Genomic DNA, 22137 nt, shown 5'->3' with positions numbered 1-22137 from the left:
CTCCCATCAGGATACACTCGTGGGAGGTCGGGTGGGGGCGTGGGCCGGCGCCGCATCGGGAATGCCCGGATGGGCATTCCCGACCTGACAAATCAGTAGCGGTAGTGGTCCGGCTTGAACGGACCGGCTTCCGGCACGCCGATGTAGTCGGCCTGCTTCTTCGACAGCTTGGTGAGCTTCACGCCCAGCTTTTCGAGGTGCAGCGCGGCGACCTTTTCGTCGAGGTGCTTGGGCAGCACGTAGACTTCGTTCTTGTAGTCGTCGTTCTTGGTGAACAGTTCGATCTGCGCCAGCGTCTGGTTGGTGAAGCTGGAGGACATCACGAAGCTGGGGTGGCCGGTGGCGCAACCCAGGTTCACCAGACGGCCCTTGGCGAGGATGATGATCTGCTTGCCGTCCGGGAAAGTGACGAGGTCGGTGCCCGGCTTCACTTCCTTCCAGTCGTAGTTGTCGAGCGCCGAAATCTGGATTTCGGAGTCGAAGTGACCGATGTTGCAGACGATCGCCTTGTCCTTCATCGCGGCCATGTGCTCGCCGGTGATGACGGAATCGTTGCCGGTCGCGGTGACGAAGATGTCGCAGCGAGTCACGGCTTCTTCCATGGTGACGACTTCATAGCCTTCCATGGCGGCCTGCAGGGCGCAGATCGGGTCGATTTCCGTCACCATCACGCGCGCGCCGCCGTTGCGCAGCGAAGCGGCCGAACCCTTGCCGACGTCGCCGAAACCGGCGACGCAGGCGACCTTGCCGGCCAGCATCACGTCGGTGGCGCGGCGGATCGCGTCGACCAGCGATTCCTTGCAACCGTAAAGGTTGTCGAACTTCGACTTGGTGACCGAATCGTTCACGTTGATCGCGGGGAACGGCAGCTTGCCGTCCTTGGCGAGGTGGTACAGGCGGTGGACGCCGGTGGTGGTTTCTTCCGAAACGCCCTTGATCGCCTTGACGGTGGCGGTCAGGTAGCCCGGCTTCGCCTTCAGGAAGGCGTTGAGCGCGCGAACGAATTCGATTTCTTCGGCGTTCGAGGGTTCGAACAGCGCTTCGCCCGCTTCGACGCGCGCGCCCCAGAGGGCGAACATGGTGGCGTCGCCGCCGTCGTCGAGGATCAGGTTGCAGGTCAGATCGGCGTCGGCTTCGCTGGTCCAGTCGAAGATCTTGCCGACGTAGTCCCAGTAATCCGCAAGCGATTCACCCTTGATCGCGTAGACCGGGATACCGGCTGCGGCGATGGCGGCAGCGGCGTGGTCCTGCGTCGAGAAGATGTTGCAGGTGGCCCAGCGCACGTCGGCGCCGAGCGCGACCAGCGTCTCGATCAGAACGGCGGTCTGGATCGTCATGTGCAGCGAGCCGGTGATGCGCGCGCCCTTGAGCGGCTGCGACGCGCCGAATTCCTCGCGCAGCGCCATCAGGCCCGGCATTTCGGTTTCGGCGATGGCGATCTCGGTACGGCCGAAATCGGCGAGCGAGATATCGGTAATGGCGTAGTCGTGGGCGATCTGGGCAGTGGCCACGGTAAGCTCCTGGTACGTTGGACGTTGCATGAGGGCGCCGGACGTAAGCCCGGCGTCCCCGAATGCATCGTCCCTACCCCGTCAGCTTTCGCGACGCAAATATAAAGATATCTTTATATGCCTCGCGAAAGCTGCGGTGGAACTCCCAGGCTCACCTCAAATCGAAACGGTCCGCGTTCATCACCTTGGTCCAGGCTGTCACGAAGTCCTTGAGGAAACGCGGCCCGGCATCCGAGGCCGCATAGACCTCGCTGAGCGCGCGAAGCTGCGAGTTGGAGCCGAACACGAGGTCCGTCCGCGTCGCCGTCCATTTCGGCTGGTTGCTGGCGCGGTCGGTGCCGACGAAAGTCTCGTCCGCCTCGTCGTCCACCTGCTTCCACGCCGTGCCCATGTCGAGCAGATTGACGAAGAAGTCGTTGGTGAGCTGCCCCGGCCGGTCGGTGAAAACGCCGTCCGTCCTGCCGCCGTGATTGGCGCCGAGCACGCGCAGTCCGCCGACCAGCACGGTCATTTCCGCCGCACCGAGGCCGAGCAACTGCGCGCGGTCGATGAGCAATTCCTCGGTCGGCACCGTGAACGAAACCTGGAGGTAATTGCGGAAGCCGTCCACGCGCGGTTCGAGCACCGCGAAGCCCTCCACATCAGTCTGCTCCTGCGCGGCATCGGTTCGACCGGGCACGAAAGAGACCTCGAGCGGGGTTCCCGCATCCGCCGCCGCTTTCTCGATCCCCACGCCGCCGCCGAGCACGACGAGGTCCGCGATCGAAACCTTGCGGCCCGAAGCGCCGCCATCGAACCCGGCCTTGATCGCCTCATAGGTCTGGAGGACTTTCGCCAGCTGCTCCGGCTCGTTGACCTCCCAGTCCTTCTGCGGGGCAAGACGGATGCGCCCGCCGTTGGCACCGCCGCGATGGTCCGAGCCGCGATAGGTCGAGGCCGAGGCCCAGGCGGTCGAGACCAGTTCCGCGACCGTGAGGCCCGAGGCAAGAATCTCCCGCTTCAGCGCGGCCACGTCCTCGCCGGTGATGACGGGACCGTCCGCCGCCGGGATCGGGTCCTGCCAGAGCAAGTCCTCCGCCGGAACTTCCGGCCCGAGGTAACGCGCCTTTGGCCCCATGTCGCGGTGGCAGAGCTTGAACCAGGCCCGCGCGAAGGCATCGCCGAAATAGTCGGGATCGGCACGGAACCGCTCCAGAATCCGGCGATATTCGGGATCGACCTTGAACGCCATGTCGGCGGTGGTCATCATCGTCGGCAGGCGCCGCTCGGGGCTGTGGGCGCCGGGGGCTAGGTCTTCCGGCTTCTGGTTCACCGGCTGCCACTGCTGCGCGCCTGCGGGGCTGCGGACCAGTTCGTATTCGTATTCGAGCAACATGTGCAGGTAGCTCATGTCCCACCGGGTCGGCGTCGGCGTCCAGGCGCCTTCGAGCCCCGAGGTGATCGTGTGATCGCCGAAGCCGCTTTCATGGCCGCTCTGCCAGCCGAGGCCCTGCTGGGCGATGTCCGCGCCTTCCGGCTCCGCGCCGACCTTGGCGGCATCGCCCGCACCGTGGCACTTGCCGAAAGTATGGCCGCCCGCGGTGAGCGCCGCGGTCTCCTCGTCGTTCATGCCCATGCGCGCAAACGTCTCGCGGATGTCCCGTGCCGAGCCGACCGGATCGGGTTCGCCGCCGGGGCCTTCGGGGTTGACGTAGATGAGGCCCATCTGGATCGCCGCGAGGGGGTTTTCGAGCGCCATCTCCCGCTCCGGCTGGATGCGGGTTTCCGCGCCCTGCCCCACCCATTGTTCCTCGGTGCCCCAGTAGACGTCCTTCTCCGGCTCGAAGATGTCCTCGCGCCCGCCGCCGAAGCCGAAGGTCGGCCCGCCCATGGACTCGATGGCGACATTGCCGGTCAGGATCAGCAGGTCGGCCCAGGAAAGCTTCGCCCCGTACTTCTGCTTGATCGGCCAGAGCAGGCGGCGCGCCTTGTCGAGATTGGCATTATCCGGCCAGGAATTGAGCGGTGCAAAGCGCTGGTTGCCCGAAGAAGCACCGCCGCGCCCGTCACCGGTGCGATAGGTGCCCGCGCTGTGCCAGGCCATGCGGATGAAGAACGGGCCGTAGTGGCCGTAGTCGGCCGGCCACCAGGGCTGGCTGTCCGTCATCAGCGCGGTGAGATCGGCCTTCACCGCCGCATAGTCGAGCGACTTGAATGCTTGGGCATAATCGAAGCGGTCACCCAGCGGGTTCGCGCCGCTCTGGGGCAGGATGTCGAGGGAAAGCTGGTTGGGCCACCAGTCGCGATTGGTGCGGCCCAAGAGCGATCGTACCGGCTCGCCGCGCATCGGGCAGCCACTGGTCTTCGCGTCCATGTCGTTCTCCTTCCGATCGGTTCTGTCTGTGCCACCCTGTTGCCGGGTGTTTTCGAAATCCGGGCATCGTCTCCAATGCGCGCAGCTTGCCAGATAAGCGGCGGCGATCAAGGCGCGGCGGGCCTTCCCGTCACGCATAATTCCGATCATCAACCGGGATGAAACTGATGAAAGAGTGTCCGCAAGGCGGCGCGGTTTTTCCGCCTCCTGCCGGGCTCGGTGGTGGTGACAGGAGGCGGAAGTTGGCACGACAGGACGGAGCCTGCCGTTGCACATCCGGGACGGAGCCGAGGCTCCGCCAAATGCCGGGACCGATAGGTCCTTTCACGCCGCTATCTGCCGGAATTATTACGGGCGCAAGACAAATATTCACCGTCGCCTTTGGCTATAAAGTTGCAGCTATATTGAATTAACCAAGATACGGACACTATCGAACATTGCAGCATGAGCGGAAATCATTGCAACATGCCTGAAATTCCCCGAACAATTCTAGTTTCGCGGTCGGCTCAGCCGGGTTCGGAGCGCTAGGCCCGGCGCTCCGAAGGCACGGGATGGAGCGGCCCGCCGCCTTGCTCGAACGCGCTGATATTGGCGATCGTGGTGCCCGCGATTGCCGTCATCGCCTCGCGCGTGAAGAAGCCCTGGTGGCCGGTGATGAGCACGTTCGGAAAAGTCATCAACCGCACGAACACGTCGTCGCGGATGACCTGGTCGGACAGGTTTTCGAAGAAGAGGTCCTCCTCTTCCTCATAGACGTCCAGCCCGACATGGCCGACCTTGCCGCTCTTGAGCCCGGCGATGACCGCCCGCGCATCCATCACCGCGCCGCGGCTGGTGTTGATCAGCATGACGCCGGGCTTCATCTTCGCGATCGCCTCGCGGCCGATCAGATGATGGGTCTCGGGCGTCAACGGGCAATGCAGGCTGATGACATCGCAGCGGGCCAGCAGTTCGTCGATGGCGACGTAGCGCCCGCCGATCGCTCCCAGTTCCTCGCTCTCGAACGGATCGCTGGCCAGAACCTCGCAGCCGAAGCCCTTGAGGATACGCGCGACGTTGATGCCGATCTTGCCGGTGCCGATCACCCCCGCGACCTTGCCCTTGAGATCGAAGCCGAGCAGGCCTTCGAGGGCGAAATTGCCTTCCCGCACACGGGCATAGGCCTTGTGGATCTTGCGGTTGAGCGAGAGGATCAGCGCGACGGCATGTTCGGCGATGGCATCGGGCGAATAGGCGGGAACGCGGCCGATCTGAAAGCCTAGGTCGCGCGCGGCGGTGAGGTCCACATTGTTGAAACCGGCGCTGCGCAGCGCGATCAGGCGGGTGCCGTTCGCGGCCAGGATTTCCAGTTCCTCGCGCCCAAGGTGGTCGTTCACGAAAGCGCAGACGCAGTCATGACCGGCCGCGAGATGGGCGGTGTGCGAATTGAGCCGGGATTCCAGGTAGAACAGGTCATGTCCGCCGCCGGACTGCTCGTTGGCGCCGTCGAGGAATTCACGGTCGTAGGGACGCGTGCTGAAGACCGCAACTTTCAAGGAAGTTCTCCAGTAATCGGGATATTTTCAGAGGAGGATCAAGGAACCGGCTTCACCGCATCGATCACCGTCAGATGCTCCAGCGGGCCGTCGCCCACGCGTGAATTGGTGACGAGAATGGTCGTGCCGGGTGCCAGTATCGCCCTGACCTTCTCGTAGAACGGACGGGGTAGGCGCAGGCGGTTGATCACCGCCTCGTCCACTTCCCGCCCCTCTTCCTCGGCATGGCCGGGCAGCCCGACATAGATCCAGCGCGGCTTGCCCTCGCGCAGGACCATGGTGATGACATGGGAGCCTGGGTCGTCGTCGTTCACTTCGGCCACGCTGCGGCCGATCTCCACACCGTTTCGCAGCACGATCACGCGCTGGTCGAGCTTGGAAACGATGATCGACAGCGGCCCGCTGGGGGCAAGCTGCGGGCGCCAGCGATACTGCTCGCCGCCGCTCAGGGGCGCCCGGTCCACCGGCTTGCCCTGCCCGTCGAACGGCACCAGCAGGCTGTTGTTACTGGTGCGGACATGGGTTTCCGCGTCGCCTGCCACCACCACGGTCACGCCCAGTTTGGTCACGGCGAAAAGCTCTTTCGCGAAACCGTAAGGCAGATGGACGCAGCCGTGGCTCTCCGGATAGCCGGGCAATCCGCCCGCATGGAGCGCCACGCCGTCCCAGGTCAGGCGCTGCTGATAGGGCATCGGCGCATTGTTGTAGGTGCTCGACCGATGCTTCGCGTCTTTCTGAAGGATCGTGAAGACGCCTGTCGGCGTGGCATGGCCGGCCTTGCCGCTCGACACCGTGGTCGCGGCGATACGCACGCCGTTACGATAGACGATGCCGATCTGGCGCGAGAGATCGACGTAGACCATCACCGGCCCGCTGGGCGAGACATCCGGCGCCCAGACCCATTCGCCTGGCTTCAGGTGCTCGATCCGCCGCGCGAACTCCGGCGGGGACGTGGCCTTCGCCCCCTGGGCCAAGGCCGGATTCGAGCAGAGTGACGCAAAAAGCCCGACTGACGACGCCAGAAGCACCGCCCGATTCAATCCCCGCATTGCATTCCCTGTATGGCTGTTTAGCGCACGCGCCCGCGCTGGATGAGATTGACGATGCCCAGCAGCACCACCGCGCCGAGGAAGGCGACGAGCAGGCCGACGATCGAGAATTCCTTGACCGAACCGGCAATGCCGAACCGGTTCGCGATCAGGTTGCCGATGACCGAACCGACGCAGCCGACGACGATGTTCCACAGGATGCCCATCGAGGCATCGCGGTTCATCACCATGCTGGCCAGCCAGCCGGCAATGCCGCCAACGATCAATGCAATAATCCAGCCCATGACGTTCTCCCGACGAAAGCACAGTGAAAGGATTGGAGATCTAGTCTTTGCCCGAACAATTCCGGGGCGAAGCTGCGCCTCCCTTAGAAAAACGTCAACCGATACATTCGCGTTTCTACTATCCCGGACGAATATCGCCGTGAACTAACCGCTGACGCTGTTGTATCCGCTGTCCACATAGATCGTCTGCCCGGTGACGAAGCGCGATTTCGGCCCGAGCAGGAAGGCGCCCATGTGGCCGATCTGCTCGATCGTCACCAGTTGGTGGAGCGGCGCCTTGTCCGCCGCCAGCCGCATCAGTTCGTCGAGATGGGAGAGGCCCGAGGCCGCGCGGGTGCGGACCGGCCCGGTGGACAGCGCGTTGACGCGAATGGCGCTCGGCCCGAGTTCGTCGGCGAGATAGCGCACGCTAGCTTCGAGCACCGCCTTGACCGGCCCCATCAAACCGTAGCCCGGCACCACTTTCTCCGAGCCGTAGAAGCTCATCGTCAGGATCGAGCCGCCATTGGCCATCAGCGGTTCGGCAAAGCGTGCGAGGCGGATCAGCGAGTGGCAGGAGACGTCCATCGCCTTGGTGAAGCCTTCCACCGAACTGTCCACCACCCGGCCGTGCAGATCCTGCTTCGGCGCATAGGCCACCGAATGGAGCAGAAAATCGAGACTGCCCCAATGCTCTGTAATCTCGGCGAAGAGCGCTTCCATCTGTTCCGGCGCGGTGACGTCCAGTGGCTGAAAGATCGGCGCGCCGAGCGCCTGCGCGAGCGGCTCGACATGGGCCCGGGCCTTGTCTCCCTGATAGGTGATCGCCAGCTCCGCGCCTTCCGCGCGCAGGGCTTCGGCACAGCCGAAAGCAAGAGACTGGTCGTTCGCCATACCGACGATCAGGCCGCGCATGGAATTCTCCCTATTCGTGTCGAAGGGCGTCGATGGGATTGAGGCTCGCCGCGCGCCGTGCCGGGAAGTAGCCGAAGATCACCCCGATCGCTGCCGAGACCGCAAAGGCGCCGAGGTTCACCACCGGGTCGAAGATCCATGGCAGATCCATCAGCGGCGTCGCCACGCCGACCACCAGTTGCGCCAGCAGCAGGCCGATCAGCCCGCCGAGACAGGACAGCACCACTGCCTCCACCAGGAACTGCAACAGCACTTCGTTGGCGACGGCGCCGATGGCGAGGCGGATGCCGATCTCCCGCGTGCGCTCGGTCACCGAGACGAGCATGATGTTCATGATGCCGATACCGCCGACCACCAGGCTGATCGCAGCCACGGCGGCGACGATGCGGGTCAGCATCGTCGTGGTCTGGGTCAGGGTATCGGAAATCTGCTTGGTGTCGAAGATGTTGAAATCGTCGTCCTTGCCCTCGGTGATGTGCCGCCGTTCGCGCAGCAGCCGGGTCAGGCTCTGCTGGACCTGCTCGCTCGAATAGTTGTCGTTCACGCCGACCAGGATCGTGCGGATCGAGGTCGAGCCGAGGAAACGGCGCTGCACCGTCTTGATCGGCATGATGACGATATCGTCCTGGTCGCCGCCGAAGCCCGCCTGCCCCTTGGTGGTCAGCAGGCCGATCACGTCGCAGCTGACATCGCCGATGCGGAAACGCTTGCCGATCGGATCGCCCCCCCGGAACAGGTTGGTGCTGACGGTCGAGCCGATGATGCAGACCGACTTGCCCGCCGCCTCCTCGTCTGCGTTGAACAGCCGCCCGCTCTTGAGCGGCCAGGGCTGGATCTTGAAATAGTCCGAGGTGGTGCCGTTGATCGTCGTCGACCAGTTGGCGCCTTCGTAGATCGCCCGGCCGGTGGACGAGGCTTGCGGCGCCACCGAAGTAACGCCGCCCACCTGCTGGCGGATCGCCACGATGTCGGAAGGGTCGAAGTCCTTCGGCGCCGGTCCGCCGCCGCCGCGACCGAAGCCCTGTCCGGGCCGGACCTGGAGGATGTTGGTGCCGAGCGCGGCGATCTGCTGGGTGACCGCCGCCGTCGTCGCCTTGCCCAGCGTCACCATCGAGACCACCGCGCCGACGCCGATGACGATGCCCAGCATGGTCAGCAGCGAGCGCAGGACATGGCGGCGGATCGAGCGCAGCGCGAGGAGAAGGATCGTCCCCAGCATCAGCCGGTCACTCCGGCATGCGCACCATTGCCCTGCTCGATCCGGTCGATCAGCCCGTCCTTGAAGTGGACGATCCGGCGCGCATATTCCGCCATGTCGGGCTCGTGGGTGACCATCAGCACGGTGATCCCGGAATCGCGGTTGAGCGCGGAGAGGAACTCCATGATCTCCACCGAGCGCTGACTGTCGAGGTTGCCGGTCGGCTCGTCGGCCAGCAGGACCTCGGGTTGGGTGACGATGGCGCGGGCGATCGCCACGCGCTGTTGCTGGCCGCCCGAAAGCTCGCCCGGCGTGTGCCCGGCCCAGTCGGCCAGGCCCACCTTGTCGAGCGCGGCCATTGCCTCCTTGCGCCGGTCCTGCTTGGCATCGCCCCGATAGAGCAGCGGCAGTTCGACATTCTCCAGCGCGGAGGTGCGCGCCAGCAGGTTGAAGCCCTGGAACACGAAGCCGAGGTACTTGCGCCGCAGCAGGGCTCGCTGGTCGCGGTCGAGGTTCTCGACGTGATGACCATGGAACAGGAACTGCCCGGAAGTCGAGACGTCGAGGCAGCCAAGGATGTTCATCATCGTCGACTTGCCGGACCCTGAAGGCCCCATCACCGCCACGAAGTCTCCCGCCGCGATATCGAGATCGACGCCCTTGAGCGCGCGGAAAGCCGTCTCGCCCGTACCGAAGACCTTGGTGATTCCACGCAGCGAGATGATGGGATCGGTCACGGCCAGCGCCTTCAGCTGCCCGAACCGGCGAGCTGGCCGGTAATGACCTGCATGCCGGGCTTCAGATCGCCCGAGACCACTTCGGTCTGCTGGCCGTTGGTGCTGCCGGTGACGATCTCGATCGGCTGCGGCGCGCCGTCGGCGCCGAGTACGTAGATCGTCTGGCGCGTACCGCGGTCGAGCGTGGCGCTCTTGGCGGCGCGCTGGCCGCGCCGGGGCGGACGGAAACTGATCGCCTCGGTCACGCCGCCGCTCTTCTTCTTCGCCGTCGTCTGCGGCGTGAAGGACAGCGCGGCATTCGGAATGAGCAGGACGTTCTGCTTGTCGGACGTGACGATATCGGCGGTGGCCGTCATGCCGGGCCGCAGCTTCAGGTCCGCATTCGCCACCGAGAGATCGGCCGCATAGGACACCACCTGGCCGCTGGTGCTCGTCGTGCTGGTGGAGGAACTGGACGAACTCGCCGAAGAGGCCGTGAGGTTGGACGCGATCTCCACGCGGGTGATCTGCGCCGGGAACGTCTGGCCGGGGAAGGCGTCCACCGTGAACTTCGCGCTCTGCCCTTCCTTCACGGTGCCCACGTCGGCCTCGTCGATGGCCACTTCCAGCTTCATCTTGCTGAGATCCTCGGCGATCACGAACAGCGTCGGCGTGTTGAACGAGGACGCCACGGTCTGGCCGGGGTCGACCTGCCGCGCCAGCACCACGCCCGAAACCGGCGAGATGATCCGCGCCCGCGCCCGCTGCGTCTGGTTCTGCGCCAGCGAGGCTTCGGCGGCGAGCACATTGGCCTGCGAGGTCTTGAGCGCGGCGGCGGCGCGCTGCATGTCCGCGCGGCCTGCCTGGAGTTCGGTCTTCGACGGCACCTTGCCGCCCGACAGCCGCGAGACTTCCTCGAGCCGGGCGAGCTGCGCCTGCGATTCCGCCAGGGTCGCCCGCGCCTGCTCCACTTGCGCACGGTTGGCGGCAAGCTGCGCCTGTCCCTGCCGGATCTGGTCCTCGATCTGCTCGGGGTCGATCTCGGCCAGGACCTGCCCGGCCTTCACTTCGTCGTTCACGTCGACGAGGACTTTCACGACCAGGCCGGAAAGCTGCGAGCCGACCGTCACCTGTGTGGTCGGCGCCAGTTTGCCGGTGGCCGAGACGCTGGTGACGAGTTGCCCCCGCTCCGCCTTCGTCGTGGCGTAGCCCTGTTTCTCGGAAGCGCCGAAACAGCGAACCAGCAGCAGAGAGAGGAGCACGAGCACCGCCAGCCCGGTCCAGAACACCCATTTGCGCTGCCAGATCGGCCGCCTGTCCGCGCCCAGGAATTCATCGAGTTTCGCGTCGGCCATCTCAGTTCGTTCCTTGGGGCTCAGTCGCGAGCGCGGTGTAGTCGGAGGACGGGTCCCAGCCGCCGCCCAGCGCGTCGTAGAGCGCGATCAGCGCGGTGGCGCGGTCCGAGCGCGCCTGTACCAGCCCGTTGCGCGCCGAGATCAGCGCGGATTCCTGCGTGTTGAGCGTGGTGAAGTCGGTCAGGCCCGAACGGTACTGCGCCCGCGCCAGCAGCGCCGAATTGTTCGAGGCGTCGAGCGCGATGGCAAACTGCCGTTCCCGCTCCTCTGCCGATTGCAGGGCGACGACGGCGTTCTCCACGTCCTCCAGCGCGGTCAGTACCGAGGACTTGTAGGCCGCGAAAGCACCGTCCGCCGCCGCGCGGCTGGAACGGACTTGCGCATTGAGCCGCCCGGCATTGAAGATCGCCTGACTGATCCCGCCGAACAGCCCGCCGGTGATCGTGTCGAGCAGTCCGCCGAAGTTCGAAGCATTGGTGTCGAGACTGCCGCTGATGTTGAACTGGGGCAGAAGCTGCGCCTTGGCCACGCCGATCTGCGCAGTGGTAGCGGCAAGCTGGCGCTCCGCCGCGCGCACGTCCGGTCGCTGGCGCAGGACATTGGCGGGAATGCCCGAACCGACCTGTTCCGGCCCCTTGGGTATCGGCTGCACCGCCGCCATGACCGGCTTGACCGCGCCCGGAGCCTGCCCGGTCAGAACGCCGATGCGCGAGACGGCGGCGTTATATTGCTGCTCGATCTGCGGAATGCCCGCGGCGGTCTGCGCCCGGCTCGCCCGCGCCTGCTCCTCGTCGACCGAGGACACGAGACCCGCCATGACCCGCCAACCGGCGATCTGGAGGTTGTCGTCCTGGATCGCGAGACTGGCCCGCGCATTGTCGAGCTGCGCCTGATAGGCACGCGCCAGCATGTAATTGCGCGCGACTTCGCTCTCCACGGTCAGCAGCGTCGTCGCATAGTCGAAGCCCGACGCCTCGAACTGCGCGCGGCTCGCTTCCACCGCGCGGCGATTGCCGCCGAACAGGTCGAGCTGATAACTGGCATCAAGCCCGAGCGAAAAGCTGGTGCGCCCGCCCCCGCCGGTGGTGATGACGGTGCCGTCGGGCTGGGTCAGCGTGGCCCCGCCGCCCCTTAGCGGTTCGGTGCGATTGACGCTGCCGGAGCCGCTGGCCGAGGGAAACAGCGCCGCCCGGCTGATGATCAGCGATTCCCGCGCCTGCCGCAGCCGGGCCTGGGCCTGCTCCAGATCGAGATTGGCGGCGGCGGCCTGCTCGATCAGCCCGGTCAGCACCGGATCGTCGAAATTGCGCCACCAGCGCGTCAGGTCCTCGGCCTGCGGCGGTGCAGTGACCGACCACTGGTCCGGCACGCCCAGTTCGGGCGCGCTCCTGACCTTGTAATCGGGACCGACCGCGCAGGACGCCAGCATGCCTGCCGCGAGCGGAACGAAAAGACGGCGATCGAATCCGGCTCGCAAGATCATCGGGCTCCAAGTGATCCCTCGACGAGTTGCGAAGATGATCCGGTTCGGGAGGAAAGGTCAATAACAAGCTGCGGTGATTACAAAGTCTTGTCGTATCCTGATGTTCCCGCGGCCTTTCGAGGAAGTTTTCGCTCGCGCTGGGTGCGGGCATGATTCAGGGGAAGAATCCCCATGACAGTCATGATATGCGCTCATCAATGCACCGCGAACATCTCGCCGATCTGACCGCCTTCATCGCCGTGGCCGACGAGGGCAGCTTCACCCGCGCCGCCGCCAAGCTGGGTTCCTCGCAATCGGCGCTGAGCCATACGATCCGCCGTCTGGAATCGCGCCTAGGGGTGCGCCTGCTCTCGCGCACCACCCGCGCGGTCTCGCCCACCGAGGCCGGAGAGCGCCTGCTCGCCACCCTGCGCCCGGCCATGGACGAGATCGCCATGGGCCTCGCCACCGTCAGCGAACTGCGCGACAAGCCGGCCGGCACCGTCCGCCTGACCGCTTCCGAACATGCGGCAAACTCGGTGATCTGGCCGGTCCTGCGCAAGTTCCTGCCGCTCTATCCGGACATCAATGTCGAACTGAACATCGATTCCGGCTTCGTGGACATCGTCGCCGAGCGCTTCGACGCAGGCGTACGCCTGGGCGAATCCATCGCGCGGGACATGATCGCCGTGCGCATCGGCCCGCATGCCCGGCTCGTACCGGTCGCCTCGCCGGAATACATCGAACGCCATGGCGTTCCCGAAACCCCGCAAGACCTTGCCGCACACCAGTGCATCAACTTGCGCTTCCGCACGCGCGGCAGCATCTTCGCCTGGGAGTTCGAGAAGGACGGCCGCGAACTCAACGTCCGGGTCGACGGCCAACTGACGTTCGACAGCATGGCGATGATCCTGCAAGCCGTGCTCGACGGTGCGGGAATCGCCATGATGATGGACACGTACGCCCGCCCGCACATCGAGGCCGGACGCCTCGTGCCACTGCTCGACGACTGGTGCCAGCCATTCTCGGGCTACCACCTCTACTACCCCAGCCGCCGCCAGCCTTCCGCCGCCTTCCGCCTGCTGGTGGACGCCCTGCGCTACCGGGGAGAGTAGAGCCACTCCCCCTCCCGGTTCCGTAGAGGACACGCCAAGCTTGCAAGAGCATGTTTGTTAGCGCTACCCCAAAGCACCGAAAAGAATGTCCCATGGGAGTGGACCGGAAGCGATGACTATCCTCGAAGCACACGGCTATCGGCTGGAACTGGCGCCCGAACGCGGCGGCGCCGTGCTGCGGCTGGACTGGCGCGGCGAGGCGCTGATGCGGCCGGTCTGCGGGGACACGATCTTCGATGTCGCCAGCTTCCCGCTGGTGCCGTTCTCCAACCGCATCGCGCGCGGGCGCTTCAATACCGGCGCGCGCAAGGGCACGATCGCACCGAACTTTCCCGGGTCCGACCATCCGCATCCGCTCCACGGTTTCGGCTGGCTCTCCGCCTGGGACGTGGTGGAACAGAGCGAAACCAGCGCCGTTCTCGAACACAGCTATCCCGGCGGCGAATGGCCCTGGCCTTACCGCGCGCGCCAGATCTTTGAACTCGGTGCAGAGGGCATGAAAACCACGCTCTCGGTCACCAATCTCGGTGAGGCGACGATGCCTGCCGGGCTAGGCTTTCATCCCTATTTTCCGCGCGATGCGACGACCGTCTATCGCGGGCGGCACCATGGCGAGTGGTACAACACCCCCGACTGCCTGCCGAGTTCGCTCGACGAGCACGAGGAGGCGATCGACTGGTGGCAGGGCCAGCCGGTAGACAGCCGGGCGGTCGACACCGCCTATACCGGGCGCGAGGGCGTGCTCGAAATCGACTGGCCCGCGCGCAGGCTGGGCCTGACGATCACGCCTTCACCGGAACTCACGACCACGGTCGTCTTCACGCCCGAGGGGCAGGACTATTTCTGCGTCGAGCCGGTCAGCCACGCCACCGATGCGATCAACCGCGCGCCGGAAACGATGCTCTGGCTGGAACCGGGCGAGACGGCCGAAGTGGGCATGACGATGTCCGCCCGCTCGCTGGCCTGAGCGCCGACCCGGAAGGGTCACGCCTCCCGGCGCGCGCCCGGTCCGAAGCGCGCGGTCAGCTCGTAAGCCCCGGCGATGAAAAGCTGGCGGACGTAAGTGATCGGCTCCGAGCCGCGCCAGGTCTTGCGTTCCACGCAGAGGCACGGCTCGCCCGGCTCGACCGCCAGGGCGCGGGCCTGCGCCGCGCTGGCGCCGGTCGCGGTGATATGGGCGTCGGCCTCGGTCCAGGGGACATGTTCCAGCAGCCAGGTGCCGGGCGAGGAGCCGGTGAAGTCCGCCGCCGAAATCTCCGGCACGGCGACGATGTTCACGAAGCGATGCTCCCAGGCGAACGGCGCCCCGTCGGCGAAATGCACGCCCTCCAGTTCGAGCAGCGGCACCGCCCGGTCCACGCTCCACTCCGGCCGCGCCTGCGCGCCGACAAGCGCGCGGCACAGGCCCAGGTCGAAGCGGTAGGCTTGCCCACGCTCGGCCACTTGCGCACCGAGGTCGGGAATATCCATCGCCATTGCATGAACACGCGGCCGGGCGACGAACGTGCCCGCCTTCTTGCGCCGATCCACCAGGCCCGCCGTGGCGAGCGCGGAGAGCGCCTTGTTCACCGTCATCCGCGCGCAGTCGTAATGCGCCATCAGCGTCTGCTCGGTCGGCAGGCGCGCGCCCGGGGCCAACGCACCGGAAAGAATGCGCGTCTCAAAATCCTGACGGATGCGTTCGTGGAGCGGTAAATTCACCCGATCAGCCTGCCCAACCTGTCCCTGTAGCGCCGGACGACCGCGTCCCGTGCACGATGACGGCCTCCGCTTACCACTTGCGCGCCGAAGCGCCAGACGCAATCCACCCCGCCCCGTCCGGCGGCGAAGACCAGCCCGTCGATCAGCCGGTCGCTCCCTCGCGCCGCCAACGAGGGATGATCGAGGTCCAGCGAGACGGCATCGAACGGCAAGCCGATGGAAAGGCCGCTCTTTACGCCCTCCTCTTTCACCCCAAGCGCCTGCGCGCCGCCCTGGACCGCCTGACGCCAGAGCGTCTCCCCGGTGGAGCGTATCTCACGGCTGGCAACGATATTGCGTCCGCGATGCTGGAGCCGCTGGCCATATTCGAACAGCCGCAGTTCCTCCGTCGCATCGATCAGCACGTTCGAGTCGCTGCCCACGCCCCAGTTCCCGCCTTCGGCCAGGAAAGCCTGCGCCGGAAACAGGCCGTCGCCGAGATTGCCCTCGGTAATCGGGCAGAGGCCCGCCACCGCTCCGCTCCGCGCCAACCGGCGGGTCTCGTCAGCGGTCATGTGCGTCGCGTGGACAAGGCACCAGCGCCGGTCCACGTCGGCATGATCGAGCAGCCATTCCACCGGCCGCAGCCCGCTCCAAGCAAGGCAGTGCTCGACCTCCCGGACTTGTTCGGCGATGTGGATGTGGATCGGCGAGTCGGGCGCCATACGCTCCAGCGCAGCGAGTTGTTCGGGCGAGACGGCGCGCAGGCTGTGCGGCGCAAGGCCGACCACGGCGTCGTCCAGCCCGCGCACGGCCTGTCGCGCGCCGTCCAGCAGCCGCGCAAACCCGTCCAGATCATGGATGAAGCGCCGCTGCCCTGTGCTCGGCGGCTGCGCGCCGAAGCCGGAATGGGCGTAGAACACAGGCAACAGGGTCAGGCCCAGCCCGACTTCTCCCGCGGCGCGGGCGATCGCCGCGCTCATCTCGGCGGGATCGGCATAGGCCCGGCCTTCGGGATCGTGATGGAGATAATGAAATTCGCCGACACGGGTGAAACCGCCTTCCAGCATCTCCAGATAGGCCATGGCGGCCACTGCATGGAGGTCGTCCGGCGTCATCCGATCGAGGAAACGGTACATGACCTCGCGCCAGGTCCAGAAGCTGTCGTCCGTGTCGCCGCGCTGCTCGGCCAGCCCGGCCATGCCGCGCTGGAACGCATGGCTGTGGAGATTGCCGAGGCCGGGGATCATGCAGCCATGGCGCTCGTCGCCCACTTGCGCCGCCACGCCGCTCTCGATGGCGGAAATCCGCCCTTCCCGGACCATGAAACGCACGTCGGAAGCCCAGCCATGCTCCAGCAACGCCGCTTCGGCAAAGATCGAACGGGCGGGGATTGCGGCCATGCGGGAAGCTCCTTCGCTATTTTGTCTATACATTAAATGAGGCCGATGCAATAACCGGGACAACAGGAGGATCGACTCGTCATGCGCTGCGACAGGCTCTGGAAACATGCCCGGCTGGCCACGATGACGGGCGACCTGATGGGGGTAATCGAGCAGGGCATGGTCGCATCCCGTGACGGCCTGATCTTGTACGCCGGTCCAGCGGCTGAAGCGCCTTCATTCGAAGCCGCCGAAGTGACCGACTGCGAAGGCCGCTGGATCACGCCGGGCCTGATCGACTGCCACACCCACCTCGTGTTCGGCGGCGACCGCTCCCGCGAGTTCGAACTGCGGCTGGAGGGCGCTTCCTACGAGGAAATCGCCCGCGCCGGCGGCGGCATCGTCTCGACCATGAAGGCCACGCGCGCCGCCAGCGAGGACGAACTCGTCGCCTCGGCCCTGCCCCGGCTCGATGCGCTGATCGCGGAAGGGGTCACCACCGTCGAAGTGAAGTCCGGCTACGGCCTGGACCTCGAAAGCGAACTCAAGATGCTGCGCGCAGCGCGCCGTCTGGGCGAAGTACGGCCCGTGCGGATCCTCACCACCTTTCTCGGTGCCCATGCCCTGCCGCCGGAGTTCGCGGGCGACGCGGATGGCTATATCGACCACGTCTGCGAAGTCATGCTCCCCGCCGTGGCGCAGGCAGGCCTTGCCGACGCCGTGGACGCCTTCTGCGAGGGCATCGGCTTCTCGACCGCCCAGACCGAACGCCTGTTCCGCGCCGCCAGAGCGCACGGGCTGCCGGTAAAGCTCCACGCCGAACAACTTTCCAACCTCCACGGCGCCGCCCTCGCCGCCCGGCACGGCGCACTTTCGGCGGACCATCTGGAACACCTCGACGGCACAGGCATCGCCGCCATGGCCGCATCCGGCACTGTCGCCACCCTGCTGCCCGGCGCCTACTATTTCTGCCGCGAAACGGTGCTGCCGCCGGTCGCAGCCTTGCGCGAAGCCCGCGTGCCGATCGCGCTGGCCACGGACTGTAACCCCGGCACCTCGCCGCTGACCTCGCTGCTGCTGGCGATGAACATGGGCGCGACACTGTTCCGCCTTACCGTGCCCGAATGCCTCGCCGCCGTGACGCGCCATGCCGCGCAGGCGCTGGGCCTATCTCACCGGCTCGGCACGCTCGAACCCGGCAAGGCCTGCGACCTTGCGATCTGGGACATCGAGCGCCCGGCCGACCTCGTTTATCGCATGGGCTTCAATCCGCTCCATGCGCGCATCTGGAGTGGACAATGAACGATATCCTTCTCACCCCCGGTGACGTGAGCCTCGCCCAGTGGCGCGCGGTCTATCGCGACGCGGGCGTTAAGCTCGACCCGGCCTGCGCCCCGCGCGTGGCCGAGAGCGCCGCCGCCGTCGCGCGCATTCTTGCCAAGGGCGAGCCGGTCTACGGCATCAACACCGGCTTCGGTAAACTCGCCAGCGTGCGCATCGGCGACGAGGACCTCGCCACGCTCCAGCGCAACATCGTGCTCAGCCATGCGGCGGGCACGGGCGAGCCTTCGCCGGTGCCGGTGATCCGCCTGATGATGGCGCTCAAGCTGGCCAGCCTCGCCCAAGGCGCCTCGGGCGTGCGCCCCGAGACCGTCGCCCTGCTCGAAGCGATGCTGGCGCAGGGCCTGACCCCGGTCGTGCCCTCGCAAGGCTCGGTCGGCGCCAGCGGAGACCTCGCCCCGCTCTCACACATGGCCGCAACGATGATCGGCGTGGGCGAGATCATGCTCGCAGGCGAGCGCCTGCCCGCCGCCGAGGCTCTCGCACGCGCAGGCCTTGTGCCGCTCGAACTCAGCCCGAAGGAAGGCCTCGCGCTGCTCAACGGCACCCAGTTCTCCACCGCAAATGCACTGGCCGGGCTGTTCGAGGCGGAACTGCTGTTCCGCTCCGCCCTCGTCACCGGCGCGCTTTCGACGGAAGCGGCCAAAGGCTCCGACACCCCGTTCGACCCACGCATCCATGCCCTGCGCCGTCATCGCGGCCAGATCGAGGTGGCCGATGCCCTGCGCGGCCTGATGGCCGGTTCCGCGATCCGCGCCAGCCATGTCGAGAACGACGCCCGCGTGCAGGACCCCTATTGCCTGCGCTGCCAGCCGCAGGTCATGGGCGCCGCCCTCGACGTGCTGCGTCAGGCCGCCACGACGCTGGAGATCGAGGCCAACGGCGTTTCCGACAACCCACTGATCTTCCCGGAGGCAGATGAAGCGCTTTCCGGCGGCAACTTCCACGCCGAGCCGGTCGCCTTCGCCGCCGACATGATCGCGCTGGCCGTCTGCGAAATCGGCTCGATCTCCGAACGCCGCATCGCCATGCTGGTGGACCCGGCGCTCTCCGGCCTGCCCGCCTTCCTGACGCCGCGCCCCGGTCTCAATTCCGGCTTCATGATCCCGCAGGTCACCGCCGCCGCTCTGGTCTCCGAGAACAAGCAGAAGGCCTATCCGGCTTCTGTCGATTCGATCCCGACCTCGGCCAATCAGGAAGACCACGTTTCGATGGCCGCCCACGGCGCCCGCCGCCTGCTCTCGATGGTGGAGAACGCGACCGCCGTGATCGGCATCGAACTGCTCGCCGCCGCTCAGGGCATCGAGTTCCACGCCCCGCTTTCCTCCAGCACCTGGCTCGAAGCCGCCCGTGGCGTGCTGCGCGCCAAGGTTCCTGCGCTGGACGACGACCGCCATTTCCACCCAGACATGGAAGCGGCCAATCTGCTGATCCGATCCGGCGCGCTGGCGGACACGGCGACGGACCTGCTTCCGGCGATCTCGTGATGAACCACGTTCCCGCCGCCCCCATCGTCGTCATTGCGAGGAAGCGAAGCCGACGCGGCAATCCAGAGCGGCTCTGCGCGACTCTGGATTGCTTCGCTACGCTCGCAATGACGAGCGATGGGGAAGTGCCAGCATGAGCCAGAGCTTTACCCTCCATCGCGGAGAAGCACCGCTTATTGTCGCCTTTCCGCATGTCGGCACCGATCTGGCCGATCTTGGCCCGTCATTCCGTTCGGAATGGCTGGCCCGCCGCGATGCCGACTGGTGGGTGGACGACCTCTACGCCTTCGCCCGCGACCTTGGTGCCACCACGATTGCCGCCCGCGTCTCGCGCAGCGTGATCGACCTCAACCGCGATCCCTCCGGCGCCTCGCTCTACCCCGGGCAGGCAACGACGGAACTCTGCCCGACGACCACGTTCGACGGCGAACCGCTCTACAAGGAGCAAGCACCGGATGAGGCGGAGATCGCCCGCCGCCGCGCGCTCTGGTTCGATCCCTACCACGCTGCGCTTCGCTCCGAGATCGAGCGGCTGCGCGGCATCCAGGGCAAAGTCGTGCTCTACGACGCCCACTCGATCCGCAGCCACGTGCCGCGCCTGTTCGATGGCGAATTGCCGCAGTTCAACATTGGCACCAACCTCGGCCAGACCTGCGATCCAGCGCTTTCCGCCGCCGTGGTGGAAGTCTGCAAGGCAAGCGGGCTCAGCCACGTTCTCGACGGCCGTTTCCGCGGCGGCTGGACGACGCGGCACTATGGCCAACCCGCAAGCGGCGTCCATGCGATCCAGATGGAACTCGCCATTCGCGGCTACATGGACGAGCCCGAGGTGCCCGATGAAACCAACTGGCCCGTGCCGTTCTCGGCAGGCCGTGCCGCCGCTCTCACCCCGATCCTGCAAGACGTGCTGAAGGCTGCCCTCGCCTTCGCCCGCACCTGACTTAAGGAACCGACATGACCCGCCTCGACAACAGCCGCGTCATCAAGCCCGCGACCGGCACCGAACTTTCCGCGAAGTCCTGGCTCACCGAAGCCCCGCTGCGCATGCTGATGAATAACCTCCACCCCGACGTGGCCGAGCGCCCGGAAGAGCTGGTGGTCTACGGCGGCATCGGCCGCGCCGCGCGCGACTGGGAAAGCTACGACAAGATCGTCGAAACCCTGCGCCGCCTGAACGAGGATGAGACGCTGCTGGTCCAGTCCGGCAAGCCGGTGGGCGTATTCCGCACCCATGCCGATGCTCCGCGCGTGCTGATCGCCAATTCCAACCTCGTGCCGGAATGGGCGAACTGGGAGCACTTCAACGAACTCGATAAGCGCGGCCTTGCCATGTACGGCCAGATGACCGCCGGTTCGTGGATCTACATCGGCACGCAGGGCATCGTTCAGGGCACCTACGAGACCTTCGTCGAGATGGGCCGCCAGCACTACGACGGCGACCTTTCGGGCAAGTGGCTGCTGACGGCAGGCCTCGGCGGCATGGGCGGCGCGCAGCCGCTGGCGGCGGTAATGGCGGGTGCTTCCTGCCTTGCCATCGAATGCCAGCCCAGCCGCATCGAAATGCGCCTGCGCACCGGCTATCTCGACGTTGCCGCCGAGACCATCGAAGAGGCCATGGCGATCATCGAGAAGGCCAATGCCGATAGGAAGCCGGTCTCGGTCGGCCTGCTCGGCAATGCGGCGGAACTGCTGCCGGAGATGTTCGCGCGCGGCATTCGCCCGGACATGCTGACCGACCAGACTTCCGCCCACGATCCCGTCAACGGCTACCTTCCCGCCGGCTGGACCGTCGCCGAATGGATCGAGAAGCGCGAGCGGGAGCCGGAAGCGGTCGCCAAGGCGGCCAAGGCCTCGATGGCGGTCCACGTGCAGGCCATGCTGGACTTCCAGGCGGCGGGCGTACCCACCACCGATTACGGCAACAACATCCGCCAGATGGCGAAGAACGAAGGCGTCGAGAACGCATTCGACTTCCCCGGCTTCGTCCCCGCCTATATCCGCCCGCTGTTCTGCCGGGGCGTGGGTCCCTTCCGCTGGGCCGCGCTTTCGGGCGATCCCGAGGATATCTACAAGACCGACGCCAAGGTGAAGGAGCTGCTGCCCGACCACGCACACCTCCACAACTGGCTCGACATGGCGCGCGAGAAGATCCAGTTCCAGGGCCTGCCCGCACGCATCTGCTGGGTCGGCCTGGGCGACCGCCACCGGCTTGGCCTTGCCTTCAACGAGATGGTAGCGAAGGGCGAACTGAAGGCCCCGGTCGTGATCGGCCGCGACCACCTCGACAGCGGCTCGGTCGCCTCGCCCAACCGCGAGACCGAAGCCATGCGCGACGGTTCGGACGCCGTTTCGGACTGGCCGCTGCTCAATGCCCTGCTCAACACCGCCAGCGGCGCAACCTGGGTTTCGCTGCACCACGGCGGCGGCGTCGGCATGGGCTATTCGCAGCATTCGGGCATGGTGATCGTCGCCGACGGCACCGAAGCGGCAGCGGAGCGTCTGGAGCGCGTGCTGTGGAACGACCCGGCGACCGGCGTCATGCGTCACGCCGATGCGGGATACGATATCGCGCTGGATTGTGCGCGGGAGAAGGGGCTGGACCTGCCCGGGATTCTCTGAGTATCCGATGGGAAAGGGCGCTGGCCTGCACACGGCCCCCGCGCCCTCCCACTCCGTCATCCTGAACTTGTTTCAGGATCCATTTCTCACAATCAGCGGCGGCCTGTTCGGCACGATGGATCCTGAAACAAGTTCAGGATGACGGAGCTTATGGTT

Annotated in this window: 18 protein-coding genes; 6 read left to right on the top strand and 12 right to left on the bottom strand. The window is 66.2% G+C overall.

All coding sequences use genetic code 11. The annotated features are described in order from the left end of the window. Positions 1 to 92: 92 nt before the first annotated feature. The 10 genes from ahcY to V7066_RS08315 form a co-directional block, all read right to left on the bottom strand. A complete protein-coding gene (gene ahcY / locus V7066_RS08360; RefSeq protein WP_334182594.1) occupies positions 93 to 1541 on the bottom strand; it encodes an adenosylhomocysteinase in 1449 nt (482 codons plus the stop codon). Between the two features lie 121 nt (positions 1542 to 1662). After that, complete coding sequence (gene katG / locus V7066_RS08355; RefSeq protein WP_334182593.1) at positions 1663 to 3864, bottom strand: catalase/peroxidase HPI; 2202 nt, start codon at positions 3862 to 3864, stop codon at positions 1663 to 1665. A 524-nt stretch (positions 3865 to 4388) separates the two neighbouring features. Then, positions 4389 to 5399, bottom strand: a complete 1011-nt coding sequence (locus tag V7066_RS08350) for a 2-hydroxyacid dehydrogenase (protein WP_334182592.1) — start codon at positions 5397 to 5399, stop codon at positions 4389 to 4391. Between the two features lie 38 nt (positions 5400 to 5437). Beyond that, a complete protein-coding gene (locus V7066_RS08345) occupies positions 5438 to 6448 on the bottom strand; it encodes a L,D-transpeptidase (protein ID WP_334182591.1) in 1011 nt (336 codons plus the stop codon). Between the two features lie 20 nt (positions 6449 to 6468). Beyond that, on the bottom strand, positions 6469 to 6732 hold the full coding sequence (locus tag V7066_RS08340; RefSeq protein ID WP_334182590.1) for a GlsB/YeaQ/YmgE family stress response membrane protein: 264 nt from the start codon (positions 6730 to 6732) through the stop codon (positions 6469 to 6471). A 144-nt stretch (positions 6733 to 6876) separates the two neighbouring features. Next, entirely contained in the window at positions 6877 to 7626 is a 750-nt protein-coding gene (gene fabI / locus V7066_RS08335; protein WP_334182589.1) for an enoyl-ACP reductase FabI, read from the bottom strand. Between the two features lie 10 nt (positions 7627 to 7636). Continuing rightward, on the bottom strand, positions 7637 to 8845 hold the full coding sequence (locus V7066_RS08330) for an ABC transporter permease (protein WP_334182588.1): 1209 nt from the start codon (positions 8843 to 8845) through the stop codon (positions 7637 to 7639). Next, positions 8845 to 9561, bottom strand: coding sequence for an ABC transporter ATP-binding protein (locus V7066_RS08325; RefSeq protein ID WP_334182587.1), 717 nt, complete (start codon positions 9559 to 9561; stop codon positions 8845 to 8847). The genes V7066_RS08330 and V7066_RS08325 overlap by 1 nt, the downstream gene beginning before the upstream one ends. Positions 9562 to 9572: 11 nt before the next feature. Further along, a complete protein-coding gene (locus V7066_RS08320) occupies positions 9573 to 10895 on the bottom strand; it encodes an efflux RND transporter periplasmic adaptor subunit (RefSeq protein ID WP_334182586.1) in 1323 nt (440 codons plus the stop codon). Between the two features lies 1 nt (position 10896). Continuing rightward, a complete protein-coding gene (locus tag V7066_RS08315; RefSeq protein ID WP_334182585.1) occupies positions 10897 to 12378 on the bottom strand; it encodes an efflux transporter outer membrane subunit in 1482 nt (493 codons plus the stop codon). 197 nt (positions 12379 to 12575) lie between these two features. Between V7066_RS08315 and V7066_RS08310 the strand changes: the two genes are divergently transcribed. Beyond that, positions 12576 to 13472, top strand: a complete 897-nt coding sequence (locus V7066_RS08310; RefSeq protein WP_334182584.1) for a LysR family transcriptional regulator — start codon at positions 12576 to 12578, stop codon at positions 13470 to 13472. Between the two features lie 112 nt (positions 13473 to 13584). Next, positions 13585 to 14439, top strand: a complete 855-nt coding sequence (locus tag V7066_RS08305; protein ID WP_334182583.1) for an aldose 1-epimerase — start codon at positions 13585 to 13587, stop codon at positions 14437 to 14439. Positions 14440 to 14456: 17 nt separating this feature from the next. On the opposite strand, the gene V7066_RS08300 is transcribed toward V7066_RS08305, so the two are convergent. Then, positions 14457 to 15173: a UTRA domain-containing protein gene (locus V7066_RS08300; RefSeq protein ID WP_334182582.1), complete on the bottom strand. Its 717-nt coding sequence runs from the start codon at positions 15171 to 15173 to the stop codon at positions 14457 to 14459. Then, on the bottom strand, positions 15170 to 16555 hold the full coding sequence (locus V7066_RS08295; RefSeq protein ID WP_334182581.1) for a formimidoylglutamate deiminase: 1386 nt from the start codon (positions 16553 to 16555) through the stop codon (positions 15170 to 15172). Before V7066_RS08295 ends, V7066_RS08300 begins: the two co-directional genes overlap by 4 nt. A gap of 81 nt (positions 16556 to 16636) precedes the next feature. Here V7066_RS08295 and hutI point away from each other — a divergent pair, with 81 nt between their 5' ends. From hutI to hutU, 4 genes are all read left to right on the top strand, one after another. Continuing rightward, positions 16637 to 17836, top strand: a complete 1200-nt coding sequence (gene hutI / locus V7066_RS08290) for an imidazolonepropionase (protein ID WP_334182580.1) — start codon at positions 16637 to 16639, stop codon at positions 17834 to 17836. After that, on the top strand, positions 17833 to 19362 hold the full coding sequence (gene hutH / locus V7066_RS08285) for a histidine ammonia-lyase (protein WP_334182579.1): 1530 nt from the start codon (positions 17833 to 17835) through the stop codon (positions 19360 to 19362). Before hutI ends, hutH begins: the two co-directional genes overlap by 4 nt. Positions 19363 to 19495: 133 nt before the next feature. Continuing rightward, positions 19496 to 20302 (top strand): N-formylglutamate deformylase, encoded by an 807-nt coding sequence (gene hutG / locus V7066_RS08280; protein WP_334182578.1) that lies wholly within the window; start codon positions 19496 to 19498, stop codon positions 20300 to 20302. A 14-nt stretch (positions 20303 to 20316) separates the two neighbouring features. Next, on the top strand, positions 20317 to 21981 hold the full coding sequence (gene hutU / locus V7066_RS08275; RefSeq protein ID WP_334182577.1) for a urocanate hydratase: 1665 nt from the start codon (positions 20317 to 20319) through the stop codon (positions 21979 to 21981). Positions 21982 to 22137 lie beyond the last annotated feature (156 nt).

Origin of the sequence: Novosphingobium sp., from assembly GCF_036820275.1 — a bacterium.
Taxonomy (GTDB): Bacteria; Pseudomonadota; Alphaproteobacteria; order Sphingomonadales; family Sphingomonadaceae; genus Novosphingobium.
This window is presented reverse-complemented; position numbering and strand designations above follow the sequence as displayed.